We start from the raw sequence: 22,315 nt of genomic DNA on the forward strand, positions 1-22,315 counted from the left end.
ATGACCCAAGCATACGCGCGCGGATGGCACTGTGGCAGCCGCGCCCCCTGCCACGCGCAGCGCGCGTGGCAGGGGGCGGCGTCCATCAGTTGACCGACACGGCGCTCCACGCTGCGGCAACCGCGCGGTACTGCGTGGAGCTGCTGCCGTACAGATCGGTGGCCGCGCTCAACGTCGCCCGGCGTGCGGCCGCATAGTTGGTCGAGGAGGTCATGTACACCGTCAACGCGCGGTACCAGATGCGGCTGGCCGCCGCCCGGCCGATCGCCGTCAGTGCCGTGTTGCCGTTGCAGACCAACCCGGCCGGCGTCACGTTCCAGCTGGTGCCCGACCCGAAGCCGCTCGGCACCACCGCGCCTTCGGCCAGCAGATAGTAGAAATGGTTGGCCACGCCCGAGCTGTAATGCACGTTGAGCGAACCCAGGCTGCTGCTGTAGCAATCGGGCGAGTCGCCATCCAGGCTGGGCTTGAACATGTAGCGCAGCGCCAGCGTCCCGCTGCTGTTGCCGGGGATGATCTTCTCGCCGATCAGGTAATTGCCCGGCTGCGCGCTGTTGTTGGCGGAATACTCCACCATCGCGCCCATGATGTCGGAGGTGGCTTCGTTCAAGCCGCCCGACTCGCCCGAATACACCAGGCGCGCGGTGCGGCTGGTCACGCCGTGGGTCATCTCGTGACCGGCCACATCCACCGACACCAACGGCGAGAACGTGCTGCCGTCGCCATCGCCGAAGGTCATGCAGAAGCAGCTGTCCTGCCAGAACGCGTTGTTGTAGCGGCTGCCGTAGTGCACCCGGCTGCGTGCACCGGCTCCATCGTTGGCGATGCCGCTGCGCGCATGGGCGGTGCGGAAATAGTCCCAGGTCAATGCGACGCCGTAATGCGCATCCACCGCCGCAGTCACCGTATCGCTATTGGCGCCGCTGCCCCAGGTGTTGTCGGCATCGGTGACCAGCGTGCCGTTGCCGGAGGTGCTGTTGCGCATGTTGTAGGTGGCGCCGCTGCCGCGGCTCAGATCGGTCAACTCATACCCGCTGCTGCAACGCGTTGTCGATAATCCAACGTTGCCCGCATACAGCGAACGTCCGGTGCCGGCCGCACTGGTGCCGCCCGCGCAGGCGGTATGCACCGTGTCCCAGGACTCGAGAATGCGTTGACTGACTGCATCGACGATGTAATGCATTTCGGTCGGCGTCTGGTCGGGCTTGATGCCGCTGTAGATCACTTCATAAACCAGACGCGGTGCCCCCTGGCGCGCATACAAGGCCAGGCTTGCGCGCGGCGCCGCATCGGGTGCCAGATCGAACTGCGCACCGGCCGCACGCATAGCCGTGTCCGCATCGATGCCCGGCACGATGCTCGGGCGCACGCTGGTGTCCATGCTCTGGCTCAACTGACGCATCACTCCGCGTCGCGAATGCACCACCACATCGCCGCCGATGACCGGCAAGCCCCGGTAGGTGCGATCAAAGCGCACATGCTCGCTGCCGTCGGCATCGACAATGCTGTCGCGCGCGACAAACGCATCGGCCGTTGCACGGTTGGCCAGCGCCGCAGCGTGATTGCCCAACAAGGATTGCGCGCGCGACACCGCGGCATCCGCGGAAAGATCCGCGGCAGTGGCGACAGCAGACAACGATAGCGCGCAGCAGATCGCCGCGCCCAGGACATGAACTTGCATGACGACTCTCTCCCCGAAAACGTGCAATGCAAAGATCGGCGGCGACACGCATCACGGCCGATCGCGACTGGCAACAGGTGCCTGCAGATAAACTTGCACAGTCCATGACAGCGCAGTAGGAAAAGTTACAGCTGTGTTGCGTTCTGTGCGCCGCGCCACTTTGCGATGTGGAGGGCATCGCAGAGCGCCCGACGTGGCGCTGCGTGTGGGACGTCGTCAGCGCTGCAGGCCGTGTCTAACCGACGTCTGGAAGGTGTGTCGATCTCCGGTGGCAGGCAATCGGCCAACGGCGAAGGCAAGGCGCTGATGCGTGTGTGCCAAGGTAGGGCCGCATCGCTCTCGGCGGCAATGCCGAAAGGACACGCACAAAAAAACCGGCCAGAGACCTGGCCGGTTTTCTTGTGCTGCACCGTTGAGCCCTCAGCGGCCGCCGATCGCGACCCTCTGCTGCTCGTCCTGAGCGCGCTGCTGCGAAGCCTGGCCAGCCAGCAATTGCGCACTGGTCTGCTCGAGCGTGGGGGCAGGCTGGTTCAGATCCACCGCCGCACGGAAGCCCGGCGTGGTGCCCATGACGAACGCCTTGCCATCCTGCACGGTGACGTTCTGCAGCTTGTCTGCCGAATCGATCCCGTTCTGCTTGGCCTGCAGCGTGACGTGGGCCGCCGTCTCGTTGGAGATCATGCTGGGCAGCTTGCTGCGGATCGCGGTGTGCAAGGCATGGTCCGGGTGCGAGGCATCGTCGAGCGACGGGCCCTTGGGCGCAGCGACAGGCGTCTGTGCTGCCTGTGCCTGTGCCGGTTGTGCGGACAACGCGGCCTGCGTGTTGCGCCCCACCACGCCATCGGGCTGCAGTCCGTGCTGCTTCTGGAACGCAATCACCGCCTCCCGCGTGTTGTCGCCAAAGCGACCATCCTCGGCAAGCCGGTTGCCCTGCGCATCGCGCACGCCAAGCCGGTTGAGGTCCTGCTGCAGCTTGCCGACATCGCCGCCCTGCTCGCCATGCCGCAGCGTGCCGTTGCCCGCCGGTATCGCTGGCTGGGAGTGGCGCGCGCCCGACTCCTGCTGATGACCCTGATTCCAGAACGTCTCCGGGCTGGTCAACTTGCCGCTGGCATCGCGCAGTTGGTAATGCACATGCTGTGCGTACTGGCTGTTGCCGTTCGGGCCGCGTCCACCCATCGTGCCGATGGCATCGCCCGCGGACAGCGCCTGACCTTCTTTCACCTTGAGTGCGTCCAGGTGCAGGATCTCGTGCGAGTTACCCTGTGCATCGCGAATCTTGACAGTGCCGTAGTTGCCGCCCGCAAACGTCACGGTTCCGGAGACCGGCGAATGCACCGTCGGGTGCTGCAGGTTGCGGCCTGTCTGGCCACCCTGGTAGTTGAAGTCGGTACCGCCGTGATCGCGGGCACTGCGATGCTCGCCGTAATGGCCGGTGATGTGCGGCGCCGTCCCGTTCTGCGGCGGGAGCATCCGTTCCATCGTGTGCTGAAACGTGCTGGAACCGCCATGCTGCGGCTGCGCAGGTGCTGGCGCAGCGGGCTGCACCGGCTGCCCGAGCTGGCCATGTGCCAGGTTGTTCATTAGCTCTGGAGTGATATCGCGCTGCCAGCGGGCAAACCGGTTCTCGCGGTCGGCCAATCCATTCGGCGGATCGCCGCCGTTGATCGCAACGCCTGCCGCATGCGCGTCCTGCCTGGCGGCCTGTGGCACGTTGTTCTGCCAGTACCAGGTCGCGATGCGGGATGCGTTCTCAGGTTGTGCCGCCAGATCGGGGTGCGCCACCAGGTCCAGGTTCAACGCTTCGCCGGCCGCACGATATTGATCCTTGCCGGTGAGCTGCATGTAACCGCGGCCACGGTACAGGTAGCCATCGCCGGGCTCGTCATTGCCCATGCGCCCGCCATACATCAATTCGGCCAGTTTTTCCGGTTGCCCGCGCAGGGCATCCAGACGCGCCTGCTCCAGGGCCTCGGGGCCCTCACGCAGTGCGGATCGCACCTTCGAACTCACCTGCGAGGATCCGTGCGTATAGCGGAACCCTTCTTCCAGGCGGTTGAGGCCCATCGACTCATGACCCACCTGGGCCATGAAGTTTGCCAGCTCCTTCGGCTGGGTAATGCCTGCTGCATAGGCTGATTGGAGCAGCCCTGTTTCGCGATCGGTTGCCATGGGTGTAACTCCTCATTTCTCAGCAACATGAAATAACGGACTCCTTCCTTGTCCGTGCAAACCATTACTTCCGTTTAATTCGCCTTCTCGGCTGCGGCGTCGTCCAATGCCGCAGCTTTCTTCAATGTGGAGGGATCAAATTCCGCGAATGCCACCGTGCCGAAATCCTTGGTGGTCAATTCCAGGGTGTTGTGCTGCTCGGTCTCGGTATCGGACAGGTCACGCACCACCTTGTCCAGCAACCAGCTCTGCTTGTCTGCCGAGTACTTGAATGTAAAGTCGTCTGCCCAGCGCTCACGCGATCCGCCGGAAATGGAAATGGTGAATTGCCCGGGCTGGATGCGCGAAAACGCATAGGGGTCGCCTGCCAGGCCGCCACACCGGGCGCATGGGACGATCTTGCTGTTTTCGGCAGCCTTTTTCAGCGCGCCGTCGGCAGTCTGTGTCAGCAACAGGACCGTACGCGGCTGCCCTTCACCGAGCTTTTCCGCACCAGTGGCTGGCGGGGAAATCACCACCAGCGCATCGGAGCGCCCCGCGCCAGTCAGATCGCCACGGATGGTCTCCAGAGCCTTCGATCCTGCCGGAATGAAGGAGTCTATCGTGCCCATAGGTACAGTCCCTTGTGTCGGTGATGCGGGGGGTGTTGCGGCAGGTGCGGACGACTGCGTCGCCGCAGTGTCGGCAGCAGCCGTCGGCTGCTCGGTTGCACCGCCGGCCTGGGGGCCGTTACAGGCCGCAAGGACAACTGCCAATGCAGGGCCGATCAATCGGAAAGGGCGCAAGGTTATCTCCTGGAACGATGGCAGGTATGCGATGAACGGCGCGGCCGCTGGCGCGCAGATTACAGGGATTGGTCGTCCACCTTGACCAGCATCCAGCAAGGGCGCTGGGCGAAGTGGTAGACCTGCTGATCGCCGGTGTCCGGTGTGCGGACCAGCACCTGGCGGCCATCGGCTTCTTCAGAAATCGTGACTTCGCGGCCGCCGTTGCGGGCCGCCTCCAGGTTCGGGATGACGGGCCATTCAACGTCGGCCAGCGCAACCGTACGGGTGACCGGCGCCGGCTCGGGCTGTGCGTCCGGGTCGAGTTGAATCATCGTCAGCGGATTGGCCGTGGCCTTTTCCTGTACCGCAATGTCCGCACTGAAGCTTTTCAGAAACGTAGCGAAGTCGGCGTTGGGGCAGGTTGCCGGCTGGGCAGGCGTTGCTGCAGCGGCAGCAGGTGGCGAGGCGGCAGGCGCGGCAGCCGCAGCAGGCATCGCAGCGCCGGCTGGCTCTGCTTGCGGTTTGCAGGCAACCAGCGCCAGGCTCAGTGCGAGCGCGTGCAGGGACGTTCGGAAAAGGGCCAAGGGATCCTCCTGATCATGGTGGGCAACGGGTGCGCGGGCGGGATGCTATCCGCGCGCTACCTGCAAATGTGTGAAGGCTTGCGGTACCGAGGGTGACCCAAACCGGCCGGCAGGCGGCAGGCCAACACCCCAGGAGAGCCACCCGCCCGACGATCCGTGCCCCGGCACTCGGGTCGTTCCATTGCCGGTGATTGCCGCCAACACGCGCCAGGCTAACGCAAATCCCGCCTTCGCAAAAATCATGATGATTTGATTATGGGTTACCTGCAGATTTATCAGGCCGGCGCGGGTGACTCTATCCCGTTTGAAAACACATCGAGTGCATCCGCACCCACCCATCCCTGCGCGCACTCGCCGACGTACTGGCCCGGTGCGGCGGCGTGGCAGCTGTCACCAGTGGCGGTGCTCGAGCGTTGGATCGGCCTGTCGCCGTATGTTCCGCATGCCGGGTTGTTCTTGCATTGGGCGACAGTGTCTGCAGGGATCGCGATGACGTAGTAATACAGCGGGGTCTGTCCAGCGCGGCCGATCGCTTGGATGCAGACGAGCTGGCCCTGCGCCAGCCTGGCTCTTGCGATCGCATTACTTCCAGTGGTTGGCACCGCGTCGAGTACATCCACCCCGTTTGCTTGCGCCACGCCGGCAAAGAAGCCCGTATTGCCACATGCAGGTGAGAGCTCTACGTCATAGAAATCGCCGGCATCGACATTTCCGGCCGTACAGCCTTTTGCCATGTGCGCATCGGCGCACTGCACGCCGCTCGCCTGCAGTAACGTCGCGAGCCGGTCATTGCCGGAAGCGCCACCAGGAGAGGTGGCATGTGCTGCTGCAGACGCCGATGCCGCGGACGTGACTGGCGGCGCGGCAGGCGCTGCCGATTCGCCGGCGCTGCACGCGCTTACTGCAAGCAGCGCCGGCAGTAGGGCGTTGCGTAACACCGGCAATCTGCGCAAGGAAAAACAGGAGAGAGCCATTGCGACTTCCTTGGACAATGGATGGCGTCAGGTGCGTGCTTCGGCGCTCGATGACGAGCGCCGGCCGCCAGTGCTGCTTTGGCGCAGCGTCAAAGCCCCGAGTGCGGGGCCTTGAAGATCAATCAACCGAAATACCCGCCAACCGCTGCAATGCCTCGGCATATTTTGCGCGCGTGCGTTCGATCACGTCTGCCGGCAGGCTGGGGCCGGGGGCGGTCTTGCCCCAGTCCAAGGTTTCCAGGTAATCGCGCACGAACTGCTTGTCGTAGCTGGGCGGGCTGGTGCCGAGTTCGTACTGGTCGGCGGGCCAGTAACGCGACGAGTCCGGGGTCAGCATCTCGTCCATGATGTACAGGCGGCCATCGGCATCGGTGCCGAATTCAAACTTGGTATCGGCCAGCAGGATGCCGCGTTCGGCGGCGAAATCGGCGGCGAAACGGTAGATGCGCAAGGTGGCATCGCGGACGCGTTCGGCGAGCTCGGCGCCGACGGTCATGACCATCGCGTCGAAGTCGATGTTTTCGTCATGGTCGCCGACCGCGGCCTTGGTCGACGGGGTAAAGATCGGCTCGGGCAGTTTTTCGGCCTGGCGCAGGCCGTCGGGCAGTTCGATGCCGCTGATCTTGCCGGTGCGCTGGTAATCCTTCCAGCCGCTGCCGATCAGATAGCCGCGTGCGATCGCTTCCACCGGCACCGGCTTGAGCTTGCGCGTGACGACCGCGCGCCTGGTATACAGCGCCGGGTCCACACCTTCGGGCAGCACCTGCTCCACGGTGATGTCGACCAGGTGGTTGGGCATCAGGTGCTCGGTCTTGTGGAACCAGAAGTTGGACACCTGGCACAGCATCTCGCCCTTGCCGGGGATCGGGTCGGGCAGCACCACGTCGAACGCGGACAGGCGGTCGGTCGCCACCATCAACAGATAATCGCCCGGGGGCGCATCGGCGGGCAGGCGCTCGCGGGGAATGTCGAAGACATCGCGGACCTTGCCACGGTGACGCAACGGCAGGCCGGGCAGATCGGATTGCAACAGCGTGGTCGACACAGGCACTCCTAAGGACGTCGCAATGACGCTGTCCCCGGGACCCGGCGGGCCCGCGGGTGTGCAGCGGGCCGCGTAGTGTACGGCGCTTCGGTGCGCGCCGCTGTATTTATTGGAGCCCGCCTGCGGGCCGGCGTGCAGGCCGCGTCAGCCAGGCCGGGCGGGCGTTCGGGTAAGATCGCCAGCCCGCCTTCCCGCCCCCCGATCGCCCATGTCCTGGTATGGAAAACTGCTCGGCGCACTGGCCGGCGCCCTGCTGTTCCGTGGCGCGCCGGTGGTCGGGCTGATGATCGGCCTGGCCATCGGGCATGCGGTGGACGCCGGCTGGTTCAAGCGCCGCGCCGAAAACCCGTACGAAGCGCTGGGACTGGAGCCGGACGCCACTACTGCCGAGATCGACCTGGCCTATCGCCGGCTGATGTCGCGCTACCACCCGGACAAGGTGGCCAACGCCGAGCCGGAAGCACGCCGCCAGGCCGAGCGGAAAGCCAGCCAGATCAATGCGGCCTACGACCGGATCCAGCGTCTTCGCAAACGCTGATCCAGCCGCCGCGTTCCGGCATCGGCATTGGCGCCACCATCAAGCACGCCCGACCCCTTGCAGGTCGGGCGTGGTCACGCAAGCTCCAGAACTCAGAAGCGATAGGTCGCCGTCAGGCGCACCGCATTCGACGAGAAGTCCGTATCGGTGCGGCGCAGATCGGTACCGGCCGGGTTGACGCGCAGGAACGGGTTGGTGGCCGGCGCGGTGCCCGGGCCGACACGCACGCGGGTGTCTTCGTCCTGCAGGCGGGTGAACAGGTACTCCACGCCCACCGAGACGTTGTCGCTCAAGCGGCGCTGCAGGCCCAGGCCGGCCTGGTAGCCGTCGGCGCTGTCGCCGCCGCTGCTGGTGAAGCTGTTGGCGGTGTTGCTGCTGGAGAAGCTGTGGTCGAACTCGCCGCGTGCCACGCCGGCGGTGACATAGGCCAGATAGTCACCCTGCGCGCCGAAGGCATAGCCGATACGGCCGCGCAGGGCGGCGGTGCGGTTGAGCTGGCGGGTGAAGGTGTAGAACGCCGGGGTGGTGCTGAAGGCGCTGACGCTGTCGCGCAGGTCGTTGCGGGTGTATTCGGCGACCACGCCGTAGACCCAGTTGCCGGCCTGCCAGTCGTAGCCCAGCCGCGCGCCGTATTCGGCGCCGCCCTTGTCCTTGCTGCAGCCGCTGGCCGGGGTGCGCCCGGCCGCCGCGCCGCCGCAGAATCCGGGCGAGAAGGCATCGGCGCCGGTCGGGGTGCTGACCTGGTCGCCATCGCGGCCGTCCAGGTTGGTGTCGAAGCCGAAGCGGCCGCCGGAAACGCCACTGACGTCGGCACCGCCGACATTGGCGCCGATCGAGAAACCTGACCAGTCGGCCGGGCCGGTCTGTGCCCAGGCAGACGGGGCCAGGGCCATCAAAACAAGCGCAGCGGAGGCGAGCGGGGTGGTCTTCATGCGGTGTCCTTGGCGAAAGGGCGCGGTGCGCCGGTCAGGTGCATACGCAGGCGGGACCGGCGCGGATGCACCGGCGTCGCGTGCCTGCGACAATGCGTGTCCCGTTCCTTGACGAGCTGCCCATGCAACCGACGGCGATTGCCCCGTCCATCCTGTCCGCCGATTTCGCCCGCCTGGGCGAGGAAGTGAGCAACGTCCTGAAGGCCGGCGCCGACTGGGTGCACTTCGACGTGATGGACAACCACTACGTGCCCAACCTCACCATCGGCCCGATGGTGTGCCAGGCGCTGCGCAAGCACGGCATCGTCGCGCCGATCGACGTGCACCTGATGGTCGAGCCGGTGGACCGCATCGTGCCGGACTTCGCCGAGGCCGGCGCCACCACCATCAGCTTCCATCCCGAAGCCAGCCGCCATGTGCACCGCACGATCCAGCTGATCAAGTCGCACGGCTGCCAGGCCGGCCTGGTGCTCAACCCGGCCACCCCGGTGGACATCCTGGACTGGGTGCTGCCCGAGCTGGATCTGGTGCTGGTGATGTCGGTCAACCCCGGCTTCGGCGGGCAGGCCTTCATTCCCTCGGCGCTGGATAAATTGCGCGCCATCCGCAAGAGGATCGACGCGCTGGGCAAGCCGATCCGGCTGGAGATCGACGGCGGGGTCAAGGCCGACAACATCGGCGCGATCGCTGCGGCCGGTGCCGACACCTTCGTCGCCGGCTCGGCGATCTTCAACGCGCCCGACTATGCGCAGGTGATCGCGCAGATGCGCGCAGCGGTGGACGCGGTGCGATGAGCGCGCCCACGCTGCAGATCCGCGCTGCCACGCCGAACGATGCGCAGCTGCTGCACGAGCTGATCACCGCACTGGCGGTGTACGAGCGCGAACCCGATGCGGTCAAGGCCAGCCCGGAGGACCTGCGCGCCAGCCTGTTCGGCGACGGGGCCACCGCGCATGCACTGATCTGCGAGCAGGATGGCCAGGCGTTGGGATTTGCGGTGTATTTCTTCAACTACTCGACCTGGCTCGGCCGCAACGGCCTGTATCTGGAAGACCTGTTCGTGCGTCCGCAGGCGCGCGGGCAGGGCGCCGGCCTGGCCTTGTTGCGGCATCTGGCCCGGTTGGCCGTGCAGCGTGGCTGCGGGCGTTTCGAATGGTCGGTGCTGGACTGGAACCAGCCGGCCATCGACTTCTACCAGGCGGCCGGTGCGCGCCCGATGGACGGCTGGACCGTCTACCGGCTCGACGGCGAGCGCCTGGCCGCCTTCGCCGCCGGTACCTGAGCGCGGCCTGCCGCGCCGCCGTGGCACGCAAGAAGAAGGCCGCCCCCACCGGAGCGGCCTTCAGGAAAATTGGAGGCTGATCCTGCCTCCGCCCGTCGTCCCTGCTATGGCCTTCCACTCTCCGGGTCATCGGTGACATGCCGATGACAGCCCGGCGACGCTGCGTATTCACGAGGCACGCAGCGGGCCGCTGCTAGCCTGCGGCCACCACCCTCACAGCATTGGCAGCGTGCATGGCCGCGTCCCACTGGCGTCTGATCCTCAACGGCAAGTCCACCGACAACCTGGACCTGCGTGAGGCGGTGGGAACGCTGCGCAAGCGCGGCATCCAGCTCGAGGTGCGGGTCACCTGGGAAGACGGCGATGCCGAGCGCTATGTCGGCGAAGCGGTTGCCGACGGCGCCCACACCGTGATCGCGGCCGGCGGCGACGGTACCTTGAGCGAAGTGGCCGCCGCGCTGGCGCATCACACGGCCGACGCCGCCACGCTGCCGTCGCTGGGCCTGGTGCCGCTGGGGACCGCCAACGACTTCGCCACCGCCGCCAATCTGCCGATCGAGCCGCTCGCCGCGTTGACGTTGATCGCCGAGCGTGCGGCCGAGCCGATCGACCTGTTGCGCATCGACGCCGAGCACGGCCCGCACTGGTGCGCCAACGTCGCCAGCGGCGGGTTCGGCACCCAGGTCACCGTCGAAACCGACGAAGGCCTGAAGAAGATGCTGGGCGGCCTGGCGTATCTGATCACCGGCATGTCGCGGCTGGGCCGGATCGACCCGATCAGCGCCCGCTTCAGCGGCCCGGATTTCAGTTGGGAAGGCGAGTTCATTGCACTTGGCCTGGGCAACGGACGCCAGGCCGGCGGCGGCCAGGCGCTGTGCCCGGAGGCCCTGATCGACGACGGCCTGCTCGACGTCACCATCGTGCCTGCGCTCAACGGCGAAGTGGCCGCCACCCTCGGTACCCTGGTCACCGGCGGCAAACAGGCCGCGCTGGAGCGCGTGGCCGTGCGCGCGCGGCTGCCGTGGCTGGAGATCGTCTCGCACCAGCCGCTGACCTTGAACCTGGATGGCGAGCCGGAGACCTCGCTGCATTTCCGCATCGAATGCGTGCCGGCGCGGTTGCGGATGCATTTGCCGGTGGAGTGCCCGTTGCGGAGCGTTTGAGCGCTGGGAATCGGGAATCGGGATTGGGGAATCGGAAGAGCGATGGAGCGATAGAGCGGGGTGTTGGTGTCACGGGCTGTAAGACACCCAGGCCGGACTGACGCAGCTTCGCGATTTGCGCGGCTTTGGCTTCGCGCCTGCTGCCCTTGCGCGGCAGTTGCGCTACAGTAGCGGCGTGTCCCGCCTGACGACTCCACGCTCCTTCTCTTCCGCTCGCCGCTGGTGGCGATGGTGGCCCGTTGCCGTCGTCCGCCCCGCCACAGAGTCCCGGAAGGAAAGTCGTCTTGATCACTGCAGAGCAGTTCCAGCGCCAGGCCGCTGAAGGTCACACCCGTATCCCCGTTGTCCGGCAAGTGCTGTCCGACCTGGACACGCCGCTGTCGGTCTATCTGAAGCTCGCCGACGGCGCCTACACCTACCTGTTCGAATCGGTCGAAGGTGGCGAACGCTTCGGGCGCTATTCCATCATCGGCCTGCCGGCGCGGCGCGTGTACAGCTTCCGCGGGCACACGCTGGAAATCAGCGAGCACGGCGAAGTGCTGGAAACCCGCGAGGTCGCCGACCCGCTGGCCGAAGTCGACGCCTTGCGCGCCGAGCACTCGGTGCCGCAGCTCGACGGCCTGCCCGGTTTCACCGGTGGCCTGGTCGGCTGGTTCGGTTTCGAGTGCATCCAGTACATCGAGCCGCGCCTGGGCACCGGCGACAAACCCGATGAGCTGGGCACGCCGGACATCCTGCTGATGCTGTCCGAAGAGCTGGCGGTGTTCGACAACCTCAAGGGCCGGCTGTACCTGATCGTGCATGCCGACCCGCGCCAGCCGCAGGCCTACGTGCGCGCCAACCGGCGCCTGGACGAACTGGCGCACCGCCTGCGTCAGGGCGGCGCGGGGTATCCGCAGGCGCAGATTTCCGATGCGATCGACGAGTCGGATTTCCGCTCCTCGTTTACCCGCGAGGACTACCACGCGGTGGTGCGCAAGGCGCAGGAATACGTGCGTGCCGGCGACATCTTCCAGGTGGTGCCGTCGCAACGGCTGCGCGTGCCGTTCCGCGCGCGTCCGGTGGATGTGTATCGCGCGCTGCGTGCGCTCAATCCATCGCCGTACATGTATTTTCTCGATGTCGGCGGTACGCAGGTGGTCGGCTCCTCGCCGGAAATCCTGGCGCGCCTGCGCGATGGCGTGGTCACCGTGCGTCCGATCGCCGGTACCCGCCCACGCGGCGCAACACCGGAGCTGGACAAGGCGCTAGAAGAAGAATTGCTGGCCGACCCGAAAGAGCGCGCCGAGCACGTGATGCTGATCGACCTGGGTCGTAACGATGTCGGCCGCGTGGCCGAACCGGGCACGGTCAAGGTGGGCGAGCAGTTCGTGATCGAGCGCTATAGCCACGTGATGCATATCGTCAGCGAGGTCACCGGCACGCTCAAGGCCGGCCTGAATTACAGCGACGTGCTGCGCGCCACCTTCCCGGCCGGCACCGTCAGCGGCGCGCCGAAGATTCGCGCGCTGGAGATCATCCGCGAGCTGGAGCCGGTCAAGCGCAACGTCTATTCCGGTGCAGTCGGCTATATCGGCTGGCATGGCGATGCCGACACCGCCATTGCGATCCGCACCGCCGTGATCCAGGACGGGTATCTGTACGTGCAGGCCGGCGGCGGCGTGGTCTACGACTCCGACCCGGACCTGGAATGGCAGGAGACCATGAACAAGGGGCGTGCGCTGTTCCGTGCGGTCGCGCAGGCGGCCAAGGGGTTGTGATGGACGGGCAGGGCAACGCGATGCGCATCAGCTTCCGCAACGACTACAGCGAGGGCGCGCATCCGCGCCTGCTGCAGGCCCTGGCACAGGCCAGCGCCGAACAGAACGCCGGCTATGGTACCGATCGCCACACCGCGCGTGCGGCTGCATTGATTCGCAATGCAGTCGCGCAGGCACAGGCCGACGTGCATCTGCTGGTCGGCGGCACCCAGACCAACCTGACGGCGATCGCGGCGTTCCTGCGCCCGCACCAGGCGGTGATCGCGGTGGAGGCCGGGCACATCGCCACGCACGAAACCGGCGCCATCGAAGCCACCGGCCACAAGGTGCTGGCCGTGCCCGCGTTGCACGACAAGCTGACCCCGGCGCTGATCCAGCCGTTGCTGGACGTGCACGGCAACGAGCACATGGTGCAACCACGCCTGGTCTACATTTCCAACAGCACCGAGAGCGGCACCATCTACACGCGTGCCGAACTCCAGGCGCTGTCGCGTTTCTGCCGCGCACACGACCTGCTGCTGTACCTGGATGGCGCACGCCTGGGCGCCGCACTCACTGCCGCTGGCAACGATCTGGACCTGCCGACGATTGCCGCGCTGACCGATGCGTTCTACATCGGCGGCACCAAGAACGGTGCCTTGCTCGGCGAAGCGCTGGTCATCGTCACTCCGGCATTGCAGGCGGACTTCCGCTATCTGATCAAGCAACGTGGCGCGCTGCTGGCCAAGGGCATGCTGCTGGGCGCGCAGTTCGCCACCTTGTTCGAGGATGGATTGTTCTTCGAGCTGGCCGCGCATGCCAATGCCATGGCGCAGCGCTTGCGCGCCGGCTTGCTGGCCGCTGGCGTGCAGTTCACCAGCGACTCGCCGACCAACCAGCAGTTCATCGTCGTCAGCACAGCGCAGGCCGAACAGCTCGCCCGGCGCTACGATTTCGAACGCTGGGAAACCCGCAGCGATGGCCGCCTGGTCATTCGCTTTGTGACCTCATGGGCCACCACGCCGGCGGCGGTCGATCGGCTGTGCACGGACGTGGCGGCGCTTCTGCAGGACCCCACGCTGTAGGGGCATCACTCGCCATCAAGGAAGACGACAATGAACAGATTCGCCGGCTGGATGCTTGCCACCGCCCTCATGCTACCTGCCGTGGGCACAGCGCAGATCAATACGCTGCCCTCGCAGCCGCACTTGCTGGTGAAGGGGCAGGCCTATCGGACCGTGGACCCGGACCGGTTCATCGTCGATCTGAAGGTCAGCAACACCAATCTGCAGCCCGACCTGGCACGCACGTTCGTCGAAGAGCGCGCCCGTGTGGTCCTGGATGGGTTGCAGCGCAACCGCGTGCTCAAGGACTCGCTGTATGCCTCTGCGTTGTCGATTGCGCCGCAATCGCGTTACGAGGCGGGTAAATCGGTCTTCGAAGGCACCCGCGTGGAGCGCAAGATCCGCGGCACCTTTACGTCCTTGAAGGATGTGCGTGCCTTTCTCGGCGGCTTGGAGGCCAATGAGCATGTCCAGGTGCTGTCGATGCAGACCGCCTACGCCGATGCCGCTGCCTTGCGTGCAGACCTCAAGGGCGAAGCCGCCACGCAGTCGCGCGAATCGGCCCAAGGACTGGCCGCTGCTTACGGCGTGCGGCTCGGCGGGATCTACAGCATCTCCGATGTCGCCCCCAATTTTGCCTATGGTGTCGAGGCAGGCACCTGGTCGGCCCCCGCAGCGCCAAAGCCAGGCTCGGTGGTGTCGCCGCCTTCGCCACCGGCCCCACCGCCGCCGCCTGCGCCAAGCGCCGGAGCCCAGGGCATCGGCGAAAGCCTGCTGACCGGCACCATCACCTACACCGAAAACATCTATGCGGTGTTCCTGATCGCGCAGTGAGCCGCTGCCATCCGGATCGTCTGCAAGGAAAACGTCCATGCCACGGGCAAGTATCCGGAGATAGCGCTGGCCACTGCACGCGCCGAGCATGACGAGGCGCGCGCGCTGTTAAACAGGCGGCGCACGCCAGCGTGCGCGACGGGCAATGGCTGATCGGGATGGGCATGGCCGCTGCCGTGTGCGGCGCGCCGATGTCCAAGGCAGGTGCGCGTGCGCGGCCGGATCGCACCGGCACGGTGACCATCGAGACCGACATGACCGATATCGGCGCAGGCAGCGACACCATCGTGGCGCGGGGGTGTCTTACCTCTACGCCGGTTTGCAGGCTCGTCGTCTGCGCGCGGTTTCTTGCGCTTTTTTCGCCAAAATAGTTCATCGGTGCATGCGCCCCGTACCGGCGGTGGCAACATTTGTGCTCGCCGCATGAGACATGCCCGTGTGACCGTATGAGCATGTACTCATATGCAGCTGCTCTGTCACTGCTCTGTCACTGCGAGGCCGCACATGTCGCTCAACACGCTTTCGACCGGGAGTGCCGCCGGTCTGCTTCTCCCTCTTACCGATGATACGTCGTCTCCGGAGGCGACAGGATCCGATTCGGCCATGAACGACTCCGATCTGTTGCTGGCGATGGATAACCTGTTCCTGCAACAGATCTACCAGCTGCTTGCCGCCATCTACGGCAATGCGCCGAACGATGGATCAGGCAGCGGACTGGCTGGGTTGTCCACGCCTTCGGCTGACGACATGCAGGCCAGCCAGCCGATCGACAAACGCACCTCCTGGCCGACGCTCCCAACCGCCTTCGATGCCAAGGACATCAAGGGATCCAAGCTGCCGCCTGCGGTGGATGGATCGTCGGTGACCTGGGACGGCGGCACGCTCACCGCATCGGAGCTCCAGATTGTTTCGACACTCAATCAGCACAAGGAGAAGATGCCGCTTGAGTTCGCAAAACTCGACGACAGGATCAACGACCCATCCACACCCCCCGATCTGAAGAGCGCGCTGCAAGGCCTGCAGAAAGACCCGCGTCTGTTCTTTGCCATCGGCTCGCAGGGCGATGGCAAATGCGGCGGCAAGATCAAGGCCGCCGATTTGTGGGATTTTGCAGACCACCATCAACAGGTGACCGATCTGGGCGGGAAGAACGCCGAGTTCAATCCCAAAAATATCAAGGGAGACACGCCGCCGCCGGCAGCAGAGGGCTCCACGGTCACCTGGGACGGCGGCACGCTTACGCAGTCCCAGCTCGAGATCGTCTCCACGCTCAATCAGCATCGCGACATGACGCCGATCGAGTTCGACAAGCTCGATGAAAAGATCAACGATCCGGCCACGCCGCCTGACCTGAAAAAAGCCCTGCAAGGTCTGCAGCAGGACCCCGGCCTGTTCTTCGCAATGGCATCCCAGGGACACGGCAAGCACCACCACGACGACCAGGGCAAGTGCAATGGCAAGCTGATTGCGGCCAACCTCTACGACTTTGCCGATCGCCATCCGCAAGTCACTGCCATGGGTGGGAAGAACGCGACCTACAATCCCGAAAAAATGAAAGGGCGCGACCTGCCGCCGCCGGTGGACGGCTCTTCGGTCACGTGGGATGGCGGGACGCTCACCCAGAACGAGTTGGAGATCGTCACCACGCTCGATCGCCACAAGGACAAGCTGCCGCTCGCGTGGGCCGATCTCGATGCGAAGATCAACGACCCGGCGACACCGCCGGATCTGAAGAAGGCATTGACGGAACTGCAAAAGGACCCGCGGCTGTTCTTCGCCATCGGCTCGCAGGGCGATGGCAAATGCGGCGGCAAGATCAAGGCCGGCGATCTCGGCAAGTTCTCGGCCGGCCACGCGCAGGTGGCGGAGTACGCCACCAAGCAAGCCAAGGGCTACACGCAAAACTATGTGGCGTCGGACAGCCCGGACAAGACCGAGCCGACGGTCATGACCGAAAGCGACGCGATGCGCGAGTTCTATCGTTATTCGGACTATCTGCCGAAGGATCTGAACCAGGACGCGTTCAAGCACCTGGTCGAAGGCGACGACAAGACCCAGAAGCGCCCACCGCAGGTCATCGCTGCCGCGCAGTATTTCCGTGAGCACCCCGATCAGTGGAAGGCGCTGGCGGGAGACTCGGGTTCGATGAGTACCCCGGATTTCCTGCAGAAATCCGCATCGCAGATGCACCTGACCGCGCCCGAACTGAAAACGCTGGACACCATCAACAGCCACCAGGACGCGTTCTTCGGCGACGGCAAGGAGGTGACGCGCGACAAGCTCGACACGATCGCCAAAGACGACAAGGCCGACCCCGCAGTTCGCGACGCCGCCAAACAGCTGTTGGGCGACCCGCTGCTGTTCGGCGTGTTGAACAACTCGATCACCGGCTACAAGAAGCCCCACAGCTTCTTCGGCGGCGGCCATGTCGTCGACTCGGGCAAGATCAGCAAGAAGGACTTTCAGCAGTTCTACGAACATATGACGGGGGCCAACAAGATCGTGGAGAAATCGCCCACGCACACAGCCACATCACCCGACCAGCAGAAGGCCGTCGCGGACATGTTGATGGGCAAGGCCGATCAACCGGAGATCAAGAAGAAGAAAAAGGACATCGGTACCGTCGGCAAGGGACTGCATGAGTTCCTGAAGTGGGACAGCAAGATCCTGGACTGGGCCTCGGTCGGACTGAGTGCACTGAACGGCATCCCCGTCATCGGCGAGTTTGCCGATGCAGCAGCGCTGGCACTGGAGAGCGAAGCGCAGGCGGCACAGGTCCTCGACACCGCACTGCAAGGCGGCGACATGTCGCTCGCGTGGAAACTCGCCGGCATCAACATGGCTGGGGCGGTGGTTGGCGCTGTCGGCGGACCCACGGCCAGGCTCGCAGCCAAGGGGGCCGCCAAAGGGGTCGCCGAGGGCGCCGCCAAGGGGGCGAGCAAGGGGGCAGGCGAGGGTGCAGCCAAGGGAGTGAGCAAGGGGGCGACTGAGGGTGCAACCAAGGGCGCAGGCGAAGGCGCGGCCAAGGGGACAGCCAAGGGGACAGCCGAGGGCGCAGCCAAGGGAACAGGCAAGGGGGCAGCCGAGCGGCAACAGCCAACTGATGCGGTTAAAGGTTATTTAGTAGGTAGCAGCATCAGCAAATCGACTGAGATGCTCAAAGTGCCTGTGTTGGCAGGTTTGCATTACGAAGAGATGCGATTGGACAAGGAGAAGAAGAAAGGCGAGATCCGCCAGAATCTGGAAGACGCGGGCGGGGTGCCACTGGGTAAACAGAGTATTCCCAAGCCCATTGCAGACAACTTCGAGGCGGATACGAAGGAAAATCTCAGGAGTTTGAGGGGTGGGCGGCGCAGGTAATGCTCGCCTTCGTTCGGCGTTTGCTGTGAGAGCAGTGCAGGGCGATCACCACGATCGCCTGATGCATTGGCGTGCCGATTAACTGATTTCAGGCGCGCACTCTCGCGGTTCGATAGACGGTGGCTGCAATAAATTTTGCCGCACATACCTGTTCACCACTGCGAGCGAGCGTATCCGTATAAGCGAGATTGCCAGCCCAGCTGGACGCTGCATTGGGTCGTCTTGCACCTCCCGAGTGCCGAACGAACGCAGCCTTATCGACCGGCAGCGCGCAGCGCAGGATTACCCACGGCCGCCTGACAAAGGTTGGCGGCCACCATCTTGCTACCTTGAACGCCAATGTCCCTTGCCGCTGCTATCTGCGACCGGCAAGCATTCCTGCACCGGCCCCCGGACCGGGGGTGTTCGCGAGAGCTGTGGAAGTGGCGAGCGTAGCAATGACGCTGCATCGAAACGTGAGAGGTCAGCGCACTGGGCGACTCTCTCTGCTATCGCCTGCCCGAAGCGCATTATCCTGGCCTGCCCGGGAAAGGTGAACGGCCGGACCACTGCAGGGCTGAGCGCTTGGGCTGCAGCCCTGCAGCAATTGCAGAAGGATGTTGCAGAGGTTTTTTTCAGTTGCCTGCGGATAGCTGCGGGCTACCGGGAATCACTGACGGGACCACGTTTGAACACTTGACACATTATTGCTATTGAAATAATGCAATAACTCCTCTCTCGTTCGCACTTCTGTTACATGGCTGACCTGGCGATCCCAGATGACCAGTTTTTCACCTTGGCGCATCGCAGCAACGAGGTGTCCGATGCCTGAATGACGCTCCATGCCGATCGCAATCTTTTCGTAGTTTGGAAGCTGATGAAGCGCACTTGCAAGGTCTTGCGGCGATCCGCGCTGGTGTTTGACACTGCCATTTTCGAATTTACTAATCGCCCAGGTAAACTGGTCTGGCGTCATGCCATGCTGGCTGATGTATTGAATGTTGTCCGGTGTCAGGCCAAGCCCGTTGACAACATCCGCCTCGGCGAGCCCGGTCAGTGCCGCAATCGTATGAAGACCGCAGTCGTTACTGGTGCCTGCATGGAATGGCGGCATGCCAAGTGGCCGCATCTGCTGAGCCTGTGCGTTCGACTGAGCAGGCTTGGGGGCGGTGCGATATCTTTTCGGAGCGGAACGTCCCTGGAGCTGTGCAAGCGGCCCATCGCTTTTTGTGGTCGGCCTGCTTTGCCTTTCGGCGCTGGGTGAATTCACTACGGGGTTAGTGTAGGAATGTGCTGTCTGGGGTGCGGAAGAAACCTTCATGAATACCACTCGCTTGTATTGATGAAATAGGGTGAAACGCAACGCGCGATAGCGAATCCACGTCTGATGTTTAGGGTGGCCGCTATGGGCGGCAACAATGCAGCACGCTGACCATTTTTTGCGACCTGCATCGCGAAGTCGGGCATAGCGATGCGAATCGAATGTCCGGGGTGCAATCGCGTTAATCCCGCATCCGGGTTGTGCAACATGATCCTGTCGTGCTCCGGAGTGCAAGGCACATGATCCAGGTCTCGGTTGCACATTTTTCAGCAGGACATCTTCGCGCGCGGCAAGAGTCTTTCGCAGGGGGTTACCCGGCTATGCATCCGGTAATGGAGACTTTCTCCTACCGGAATGGTGTATCGGTACCTATCGCATACTTTCTCGAGGATTTCGGACAATGTCGGAATTGGGAAATCTCCACACAGCGAACGACACATTCTTCACCAGCCTGGGAGTCCGTCTTGGGTTGCCTGAGGAGCTTGCGCAGCGACTTGGCCAAGGCGAAACCATCCTTGGTCCTGCGGGCATGCTGTGCCGTGTCCACGCGCAGGTGCAGCAGGGCGGGATGACGGCGTTTCCGGAAGTGATCCTGCCATTGGCCGCACGCGAGCTCGGCGGCGAGGAGGTGGTGACGCTGCTGGCGCTGCAGGAACAATTGCTGACCCACTACGGCTGGCGGCTCACGCTCTCGGACCTTGGCCTGCTCTGTGTCTGCCCGCTGTTGGTCGAACGCACGCCCGATGCCGTGGCCACTGCGCTGGAGCGCGGGCAGGTGGCCGCACGTGTGGTGCTGGACGCGCTGGTGACGCAGGCCGGCAGCACGGCCGAGGTGGCCTCATGAAGCTCTCCAGCAACATCGGGACCTCTCCCAGCGGCCGCGCAACGTCTCCTGCACCCACACGCCCGACGCATGCCGAGGAGGCCGTCGCCCTGCCACAGACGCGAGTGCCAACCGGGCCGCTCGCCGGCCTGCCCTCTTCGGGCCCGGTATTGCGCGGTCGCCGCGCACCGGTTGCACGTCGCGTGACCACCGACGCAAGTCATGCCGAGTCCTCGCATGGTGCATCACATCGCTCGGAGTCCTCGCAGTCATCGCATTCTTCCGAGTCGACGGACGCAGCGTTTTACACTCCGTATGTAAGCCCCGCGTCCTCGGTCGTCGATGAGCCGCATGCGCCTGCCGTTGCAGCGAGCTATGCGCAGCGCAGCGCGGCGGCGGCCGCTGAGTTGAAGGCGCAGCTACGGACTCGCCTGGGCAATCTGCGCTTTGCAGCGCCCTCGGAGGAGCAGGAGGCACTGCAGGCCGCGTATCTGGAATGGGCGGACGCGCGCGTGGACGAACGCATCGCCGCGTTCGGGCCGGATGCCGGATACCAGATCATCGGCGATATGAAGACGGCAGGCGCAAAAGCAGCGTGGCCGATCGCTTACGAGTGCCTCAGGGCCTTCGTCATCGGCTCGATGCGGACCCCGTTCGGTCTCGCCGCGGGTGCAGCCTACGATGGCGCGCGTGCGCCCGGATCGGAGACGCTGAGTACGACGACGCTGTCCGGCACGGTGGCGGGCCTGATGTCCTATACCAGCGATACGTTGCTGATCCCGGCGATGGACCGGCGCGCGCGTGTTGCCAACCTGCCGCGGTTCCAGGCCATCGACCCCAAGATCCTGGTGCCCGATCCGCCGCCGGCCCTGCTGGAAATCACTGCCGAGGGCAAACGCTTCACGCGTCCCGGCGAAGGCAACACCGCAACGCTTCCCGAGCTCAAGGCGCAGACCTACGACCTCCGCCAGGGAATCACCCAGTGGCAATCGACCCTGGACGACAAGTCCCTGGACACGTTGCTGCTCAAGCCGACGATCAACGCGGGATTCAACGCGGCGCGGCGGACCTCCGCCGACCCGGGCACGCGCACGCCGGCCGGCCAACTGGGCTTGAGCGCGCTCGCCATTGGCGGGGCAGGGGTGGTGCAGAAGGCGATGCTCGAAACCGGCAAGGCGGTTGCGCGTACCGGCCAGATGCGCGTGCCCGACCTGCTTGGCGGACAGCAGCGGCTGAATCTGTTTGCGCTGGCATTGCCGGACAAGACCCGTCGGCCCGCGCAATGGTCTGACGCTGTGCGTTTCCCCAACTACCTGCTGGAAACCGGGATGGAAGGCCTGGCGTTGGCCAGGCAGGCCTTGAGCACCACCAACGCGATCACCACTGCGGTACGCGATGTGCTGGGCCGTCACATGCTCAGCAACGTGCTGGCCAATTTCGCCTCGCTCGGGGCCGGCCGCCTGATCGCTGCGCCCTTGCGTGGCGGTAACGCAAACGGCAGCGTTGCAGGCGAAGCCGCCAATTCCACCGCCACGGTCGTGCAACAGGCAGCGCAGACCCTGTTCAACGATACGATCTGGAATGCGCTCAAGGCCAAGAACGGCGCCAACACCACCCAGGCCACGCGCCTCGACCAGGAACGCGCCGCCAGCGCCGCCGGTCATCAACGCGCCATCGCAGGCACGCTTCAGGCGCTGGCCGAACCCGTCGAGGCGGCGATCGCGCTGTTGTCGGCGCCGACATCGGCAGAGATTGCGCGCGCCCTGGAGGAGGGGCAGCCGCTTGCGCCTGCAACTGGGCCGCTGGCGGGGAGATTGCGTGAAGCCCTGGAGGAGTTGCGCACGGAGGTCAGCACGCAATCGGTCTCGATTGCGACCATCGACACTGTGCTCGACCGCCTGCACGCCGGGCAGGCGGCGATGTTCAGCGGCGTGCCACGCAACGACCTGACCAAGACACTCAAGACCGAGCTACAGAAGCTCAGGCAGGCACTGCACGAAAGCGAGGAACTTCGCCACTGGGAAAACGGCAGGCCGTGAGCGGTCGATCCTGCAGCC

At 64.9% G+C, this 22,315-nt stretch carries 18 protein-coding genes and 1 pseudogene; 11 read left to right on the plus strand and 8 right to left on the minus strand.

All coding sequences use genetic code 11. The annotated features are described in order from the left end of the window. Nucleotides 1-85: 85 nt before the first annotated feature. The 6 genes from EO141_RS00340 to EO141_RS00365 form a co-directional block, all read right to left on the minus strand. Nucleotides 86-1,681: a M4 family metallopeptidase gene (locus EO141_RS00340; RefSeq protein WP_127168238.1), complete on the minus strand. Its 1,596-nt coding sequence runs from the start codon at nucleotides 1,679-1,681 to the stop codon at nucleotides 86-88. A gap of 420 nt (nucleotides 1,682-2,101) precedes the next feature. Next, nucleotides 2,102-3,853 (minus strand): peptidoglycan-binding protein, encoded by a 1,752-nt coding sequence (locus EO141_RS00345; RefSeq protein WP_127168239.1) that lies wholly within the window; start codon nucleotides 3,851-3,853, stop codon nucleotides 2,102-2,104. A 74-nt stretch (nucleotides 3,854-3,927) separates the two neighbouring features. Further along, complete coding sequence (locus EO141_RS00350) at nucleotides 3,928-4,464, minus strand: hypothetical protein (RefSeq protein WP_104583479.1); 537 nt, start codon at nucleotides 4,462-4,464, stop codon at nucleotides 3,928-3,930. Between the two features lie 233 nt (nucleotides 4,465-4,697). Continuing rightward, entirely contained in the window at nucleotides 4,698-5,204 is a 507-nt protein-coding gene (locus EO141_RS00355) for a hypothetical protein (RefSeq protein WP_104649146.1), read from the minus strand. 275 nt (nucleotides 5,205-5,479) lie between these two features. After that, the gene (locus tag EO141_RS00360; protein WP_164738983.1) at nucleotides 5,480-6,178 is read right to left on the minus strand and encodes a hypothetical protein; all 699 of its coding nucleotides are present in this window, start codon (nucleotides 6,176-6,178) and stop codon (nucleotides 5,480-5,482) included. Between the two features lie 118 nt (nucleotides 6,179-6,296). Next, nucleotides 6,297-7,223 carry a phosphoribosylaminoimidazolesuccinocarboxamide synthase gene (locus tag EO141_RS00365; protein ID WP_164738984.1) on the minus strand — a complete coding sequence of 309 codons (927 nt, stop codon included), beginning with the start codon at nucleotides 7,221-7,223 and terminating at the stop codon, nucleotides 6,297-6,299. Between the two features lie 208 nt (nucleotides 7,224-7,431). On the opposite strand from EO141_RS00365, the gene EO141_RS00370 reads away from it, so the two are divergent. Next, nucleotides 7,432-7,761 (plus strand): DnaJ domain-containing protein, encoded by a 330-nt coding sequence (locus EO141_RS00370; RefSeq protein ID WP_047126203.1) that lies wholly within the window; start codon nucleotides 7,432-7,434, stop codon nucleotides 7,759-7,761. 92 nt (nucleotides 7,762-7,853) lie between these two features. Here the strand turns inward: EO141_RS00370 and EO141_RS00375 are convergent, their stop codons facing one another. Then, nucleotides 7,854-8,693: an outer membrane beta-barrel protein gene (locus tag EO141_RS00375; protein ID WP_104583586.1), complete on the minus strand. Its 840-nt coding sequence runs from the start codon at nucleotides 8,691-8,693 to the stop codon at nucleotides 7,854-7,856. Nucleotides 8,694-8,815: 122 nt separating this feature from the next. Between EO141_RS00375 and rpe the strand changes: the two genes are divergently transcribed. The 8 genes and pseudogenes from rpe (at nucleotide 8,816) to EO141_RS00415 (ending at nucleotide 18,135) form a co-directional block, all read left to right on the plus strand. Beyond that, nucleotides 8,816-9,487, plus strand: a complete 672-nt coding sequence (gene rpe, locus EO141_RS00380) for a ribulose-phosphate 3-epimerase (protein ID WP_104649148.1) — start codon at nucleotides 8,816-8,818, stop codon at nucleotides 9,485-9,487. Further along, entirely contained in the window at nucleotides 9,484-9,975 is a 492-nt protein-coding gene (locus tag EO141_RS00385; protein ID WP_119129425.1) for a GNAT family N-acetyltransferase, read from the plus strand. The genes rpe and EO141_RS00385 overlap by 4 nt, the downstream gene beginning before the upstream one ends. Nucleotides 9,976-10,208: 233 nt before the next feature. Then, nucleotides 10,209-11,138, plus strand: coding sequence for a lipid kinase YegS (yegS, locus tag EO141_RS00390; protein ID WP_115675781.1), 930 nt, complete (start codon nucleotides 10,209-10,211; stop codon nucleotides 11,136-11,138). Nucleotides 11,139-11,422: 284 nt separating this feature from the next. After that, nucleotides 11,423-12,898, plus strand: coding sequence for an anthranilate synthase component I (gene trpE, locus EO141_RS00395; RefSeq protein ID WP_115675782.1), 1,476 nt, complete (start codon nucleotides 11,423-11,425; stop codon nucleotides 12,896-12,898). Next, on the plus strand, nucleotides 12,898-13,962 hold the full coding sequence (locus tag EO141_RS00400; protein ID WP_127168241.1) for an aminotransferase class I/II-fold pyridoxal phosphate-dependent enzyme: 1,065 nt from the start codon (nucleotides 12,898-12,900) through the stop codon (nucleotides 13,960-13,962). The genes trpE and EO141_RS00400 overlap by 1 nt, the downstream gene beginning before the upstream one ends. A gap of 30 nt (nucleotides 13,963-13,992) precedes the next feature. Beyond that, nucleotides 13,993-14,775, plus strand: a complete 783-nt coding sequence (locus EO141_RS00405; protein WP_127168242.1) for an SIMPL domain-containing protein — start codon at nucleotides 13,993-13,995, stop codon at nucleotides 14,773-14,775. A gap of 122 nt (nucleotides 14,776-14,897) precedes the next feature. Further along, a pseudogene (locus tag EO141_RS00410) lies at nucleotides 14,898-15,146 on the plus strand (molybdopterin cofactor-binding domain-containing protein); the annotation flags it as partial. 133 nt (nucleotides 15,147-15,279) lie between these two features. After that, on the plus strand, nucleotides 15,280-18,135 hold the full coding sequence (locus EO141_RS00415) for an HrpF/NolX family T3SS translocon protein (RefSeq protein WP_127168243.1): 2,856 nt from the start codon (nucleotides 15,280-15,282) through the stop codon (nucleotides 18,133-18,135). 649 nt (nucleotides 18,136-18,784) lie between these two features. Here EO141_RS00415 and EO141_RS00420 read toward each other — a convergent pair. Beyond that, nucleotides 18,785-19,435, minus strand: coding sequence for a hypothetical protein (locus EO141_RS00420; RefSeq protein WP_126944745.1), 651 nt, complete (start codon nucleotides 19,433-19,435; stop codon nucleotides 18,785-18,787). A 400-nt stretch (nucleotides 19,436-19,835) separates the two neighbouring features. On the opposite strand from EO141_RS00420, the gene hap3 reads away from it, so the two are divergent. Both hap3 and xopF1 read left to right on the plus strand, forming a co-directional pair. Next, nucleotides 19,836-20,279, plus strand: coding sequence for an Hpa3 family type III secretion system protein (hap3, locus tag EO141_RS00425; RefSeq protein WP_126944748.1), 444 nt, complete (start codon nucleotides 19,836-19,838; stop codon nucleotides 20,277-20,279). Continuing rightward, nucleotides 20,276-22,297 (plus strand): type III secretion system effector XopF1, encoded by a 2,022-nt coding sequence (gene xopF1, locus EO141_RS21280; protein ID WP_164738985.1) that lies wholly within the window; start codon nucleotides 20,276-20,278, stop codon nucleotides 22,295-22,297. Before hap3 ends, xopF1 begins: the two co-directional genes overlap by 4 nt. Nucleotides 22,298-22,315: the final 18 nt, after the last annotated feature.

Origin of the sequence: Xanthomonas sp. BRIP62415 (assembly GCF_003993515.1) — a bacterium.
Lineage (GTDB): Bacteria > Pseudomonadota > Gammaproteobacteria > Xanthomonadales > Xanthomonadaceae > Xanthomonas > Xanthomonas euroxanthea.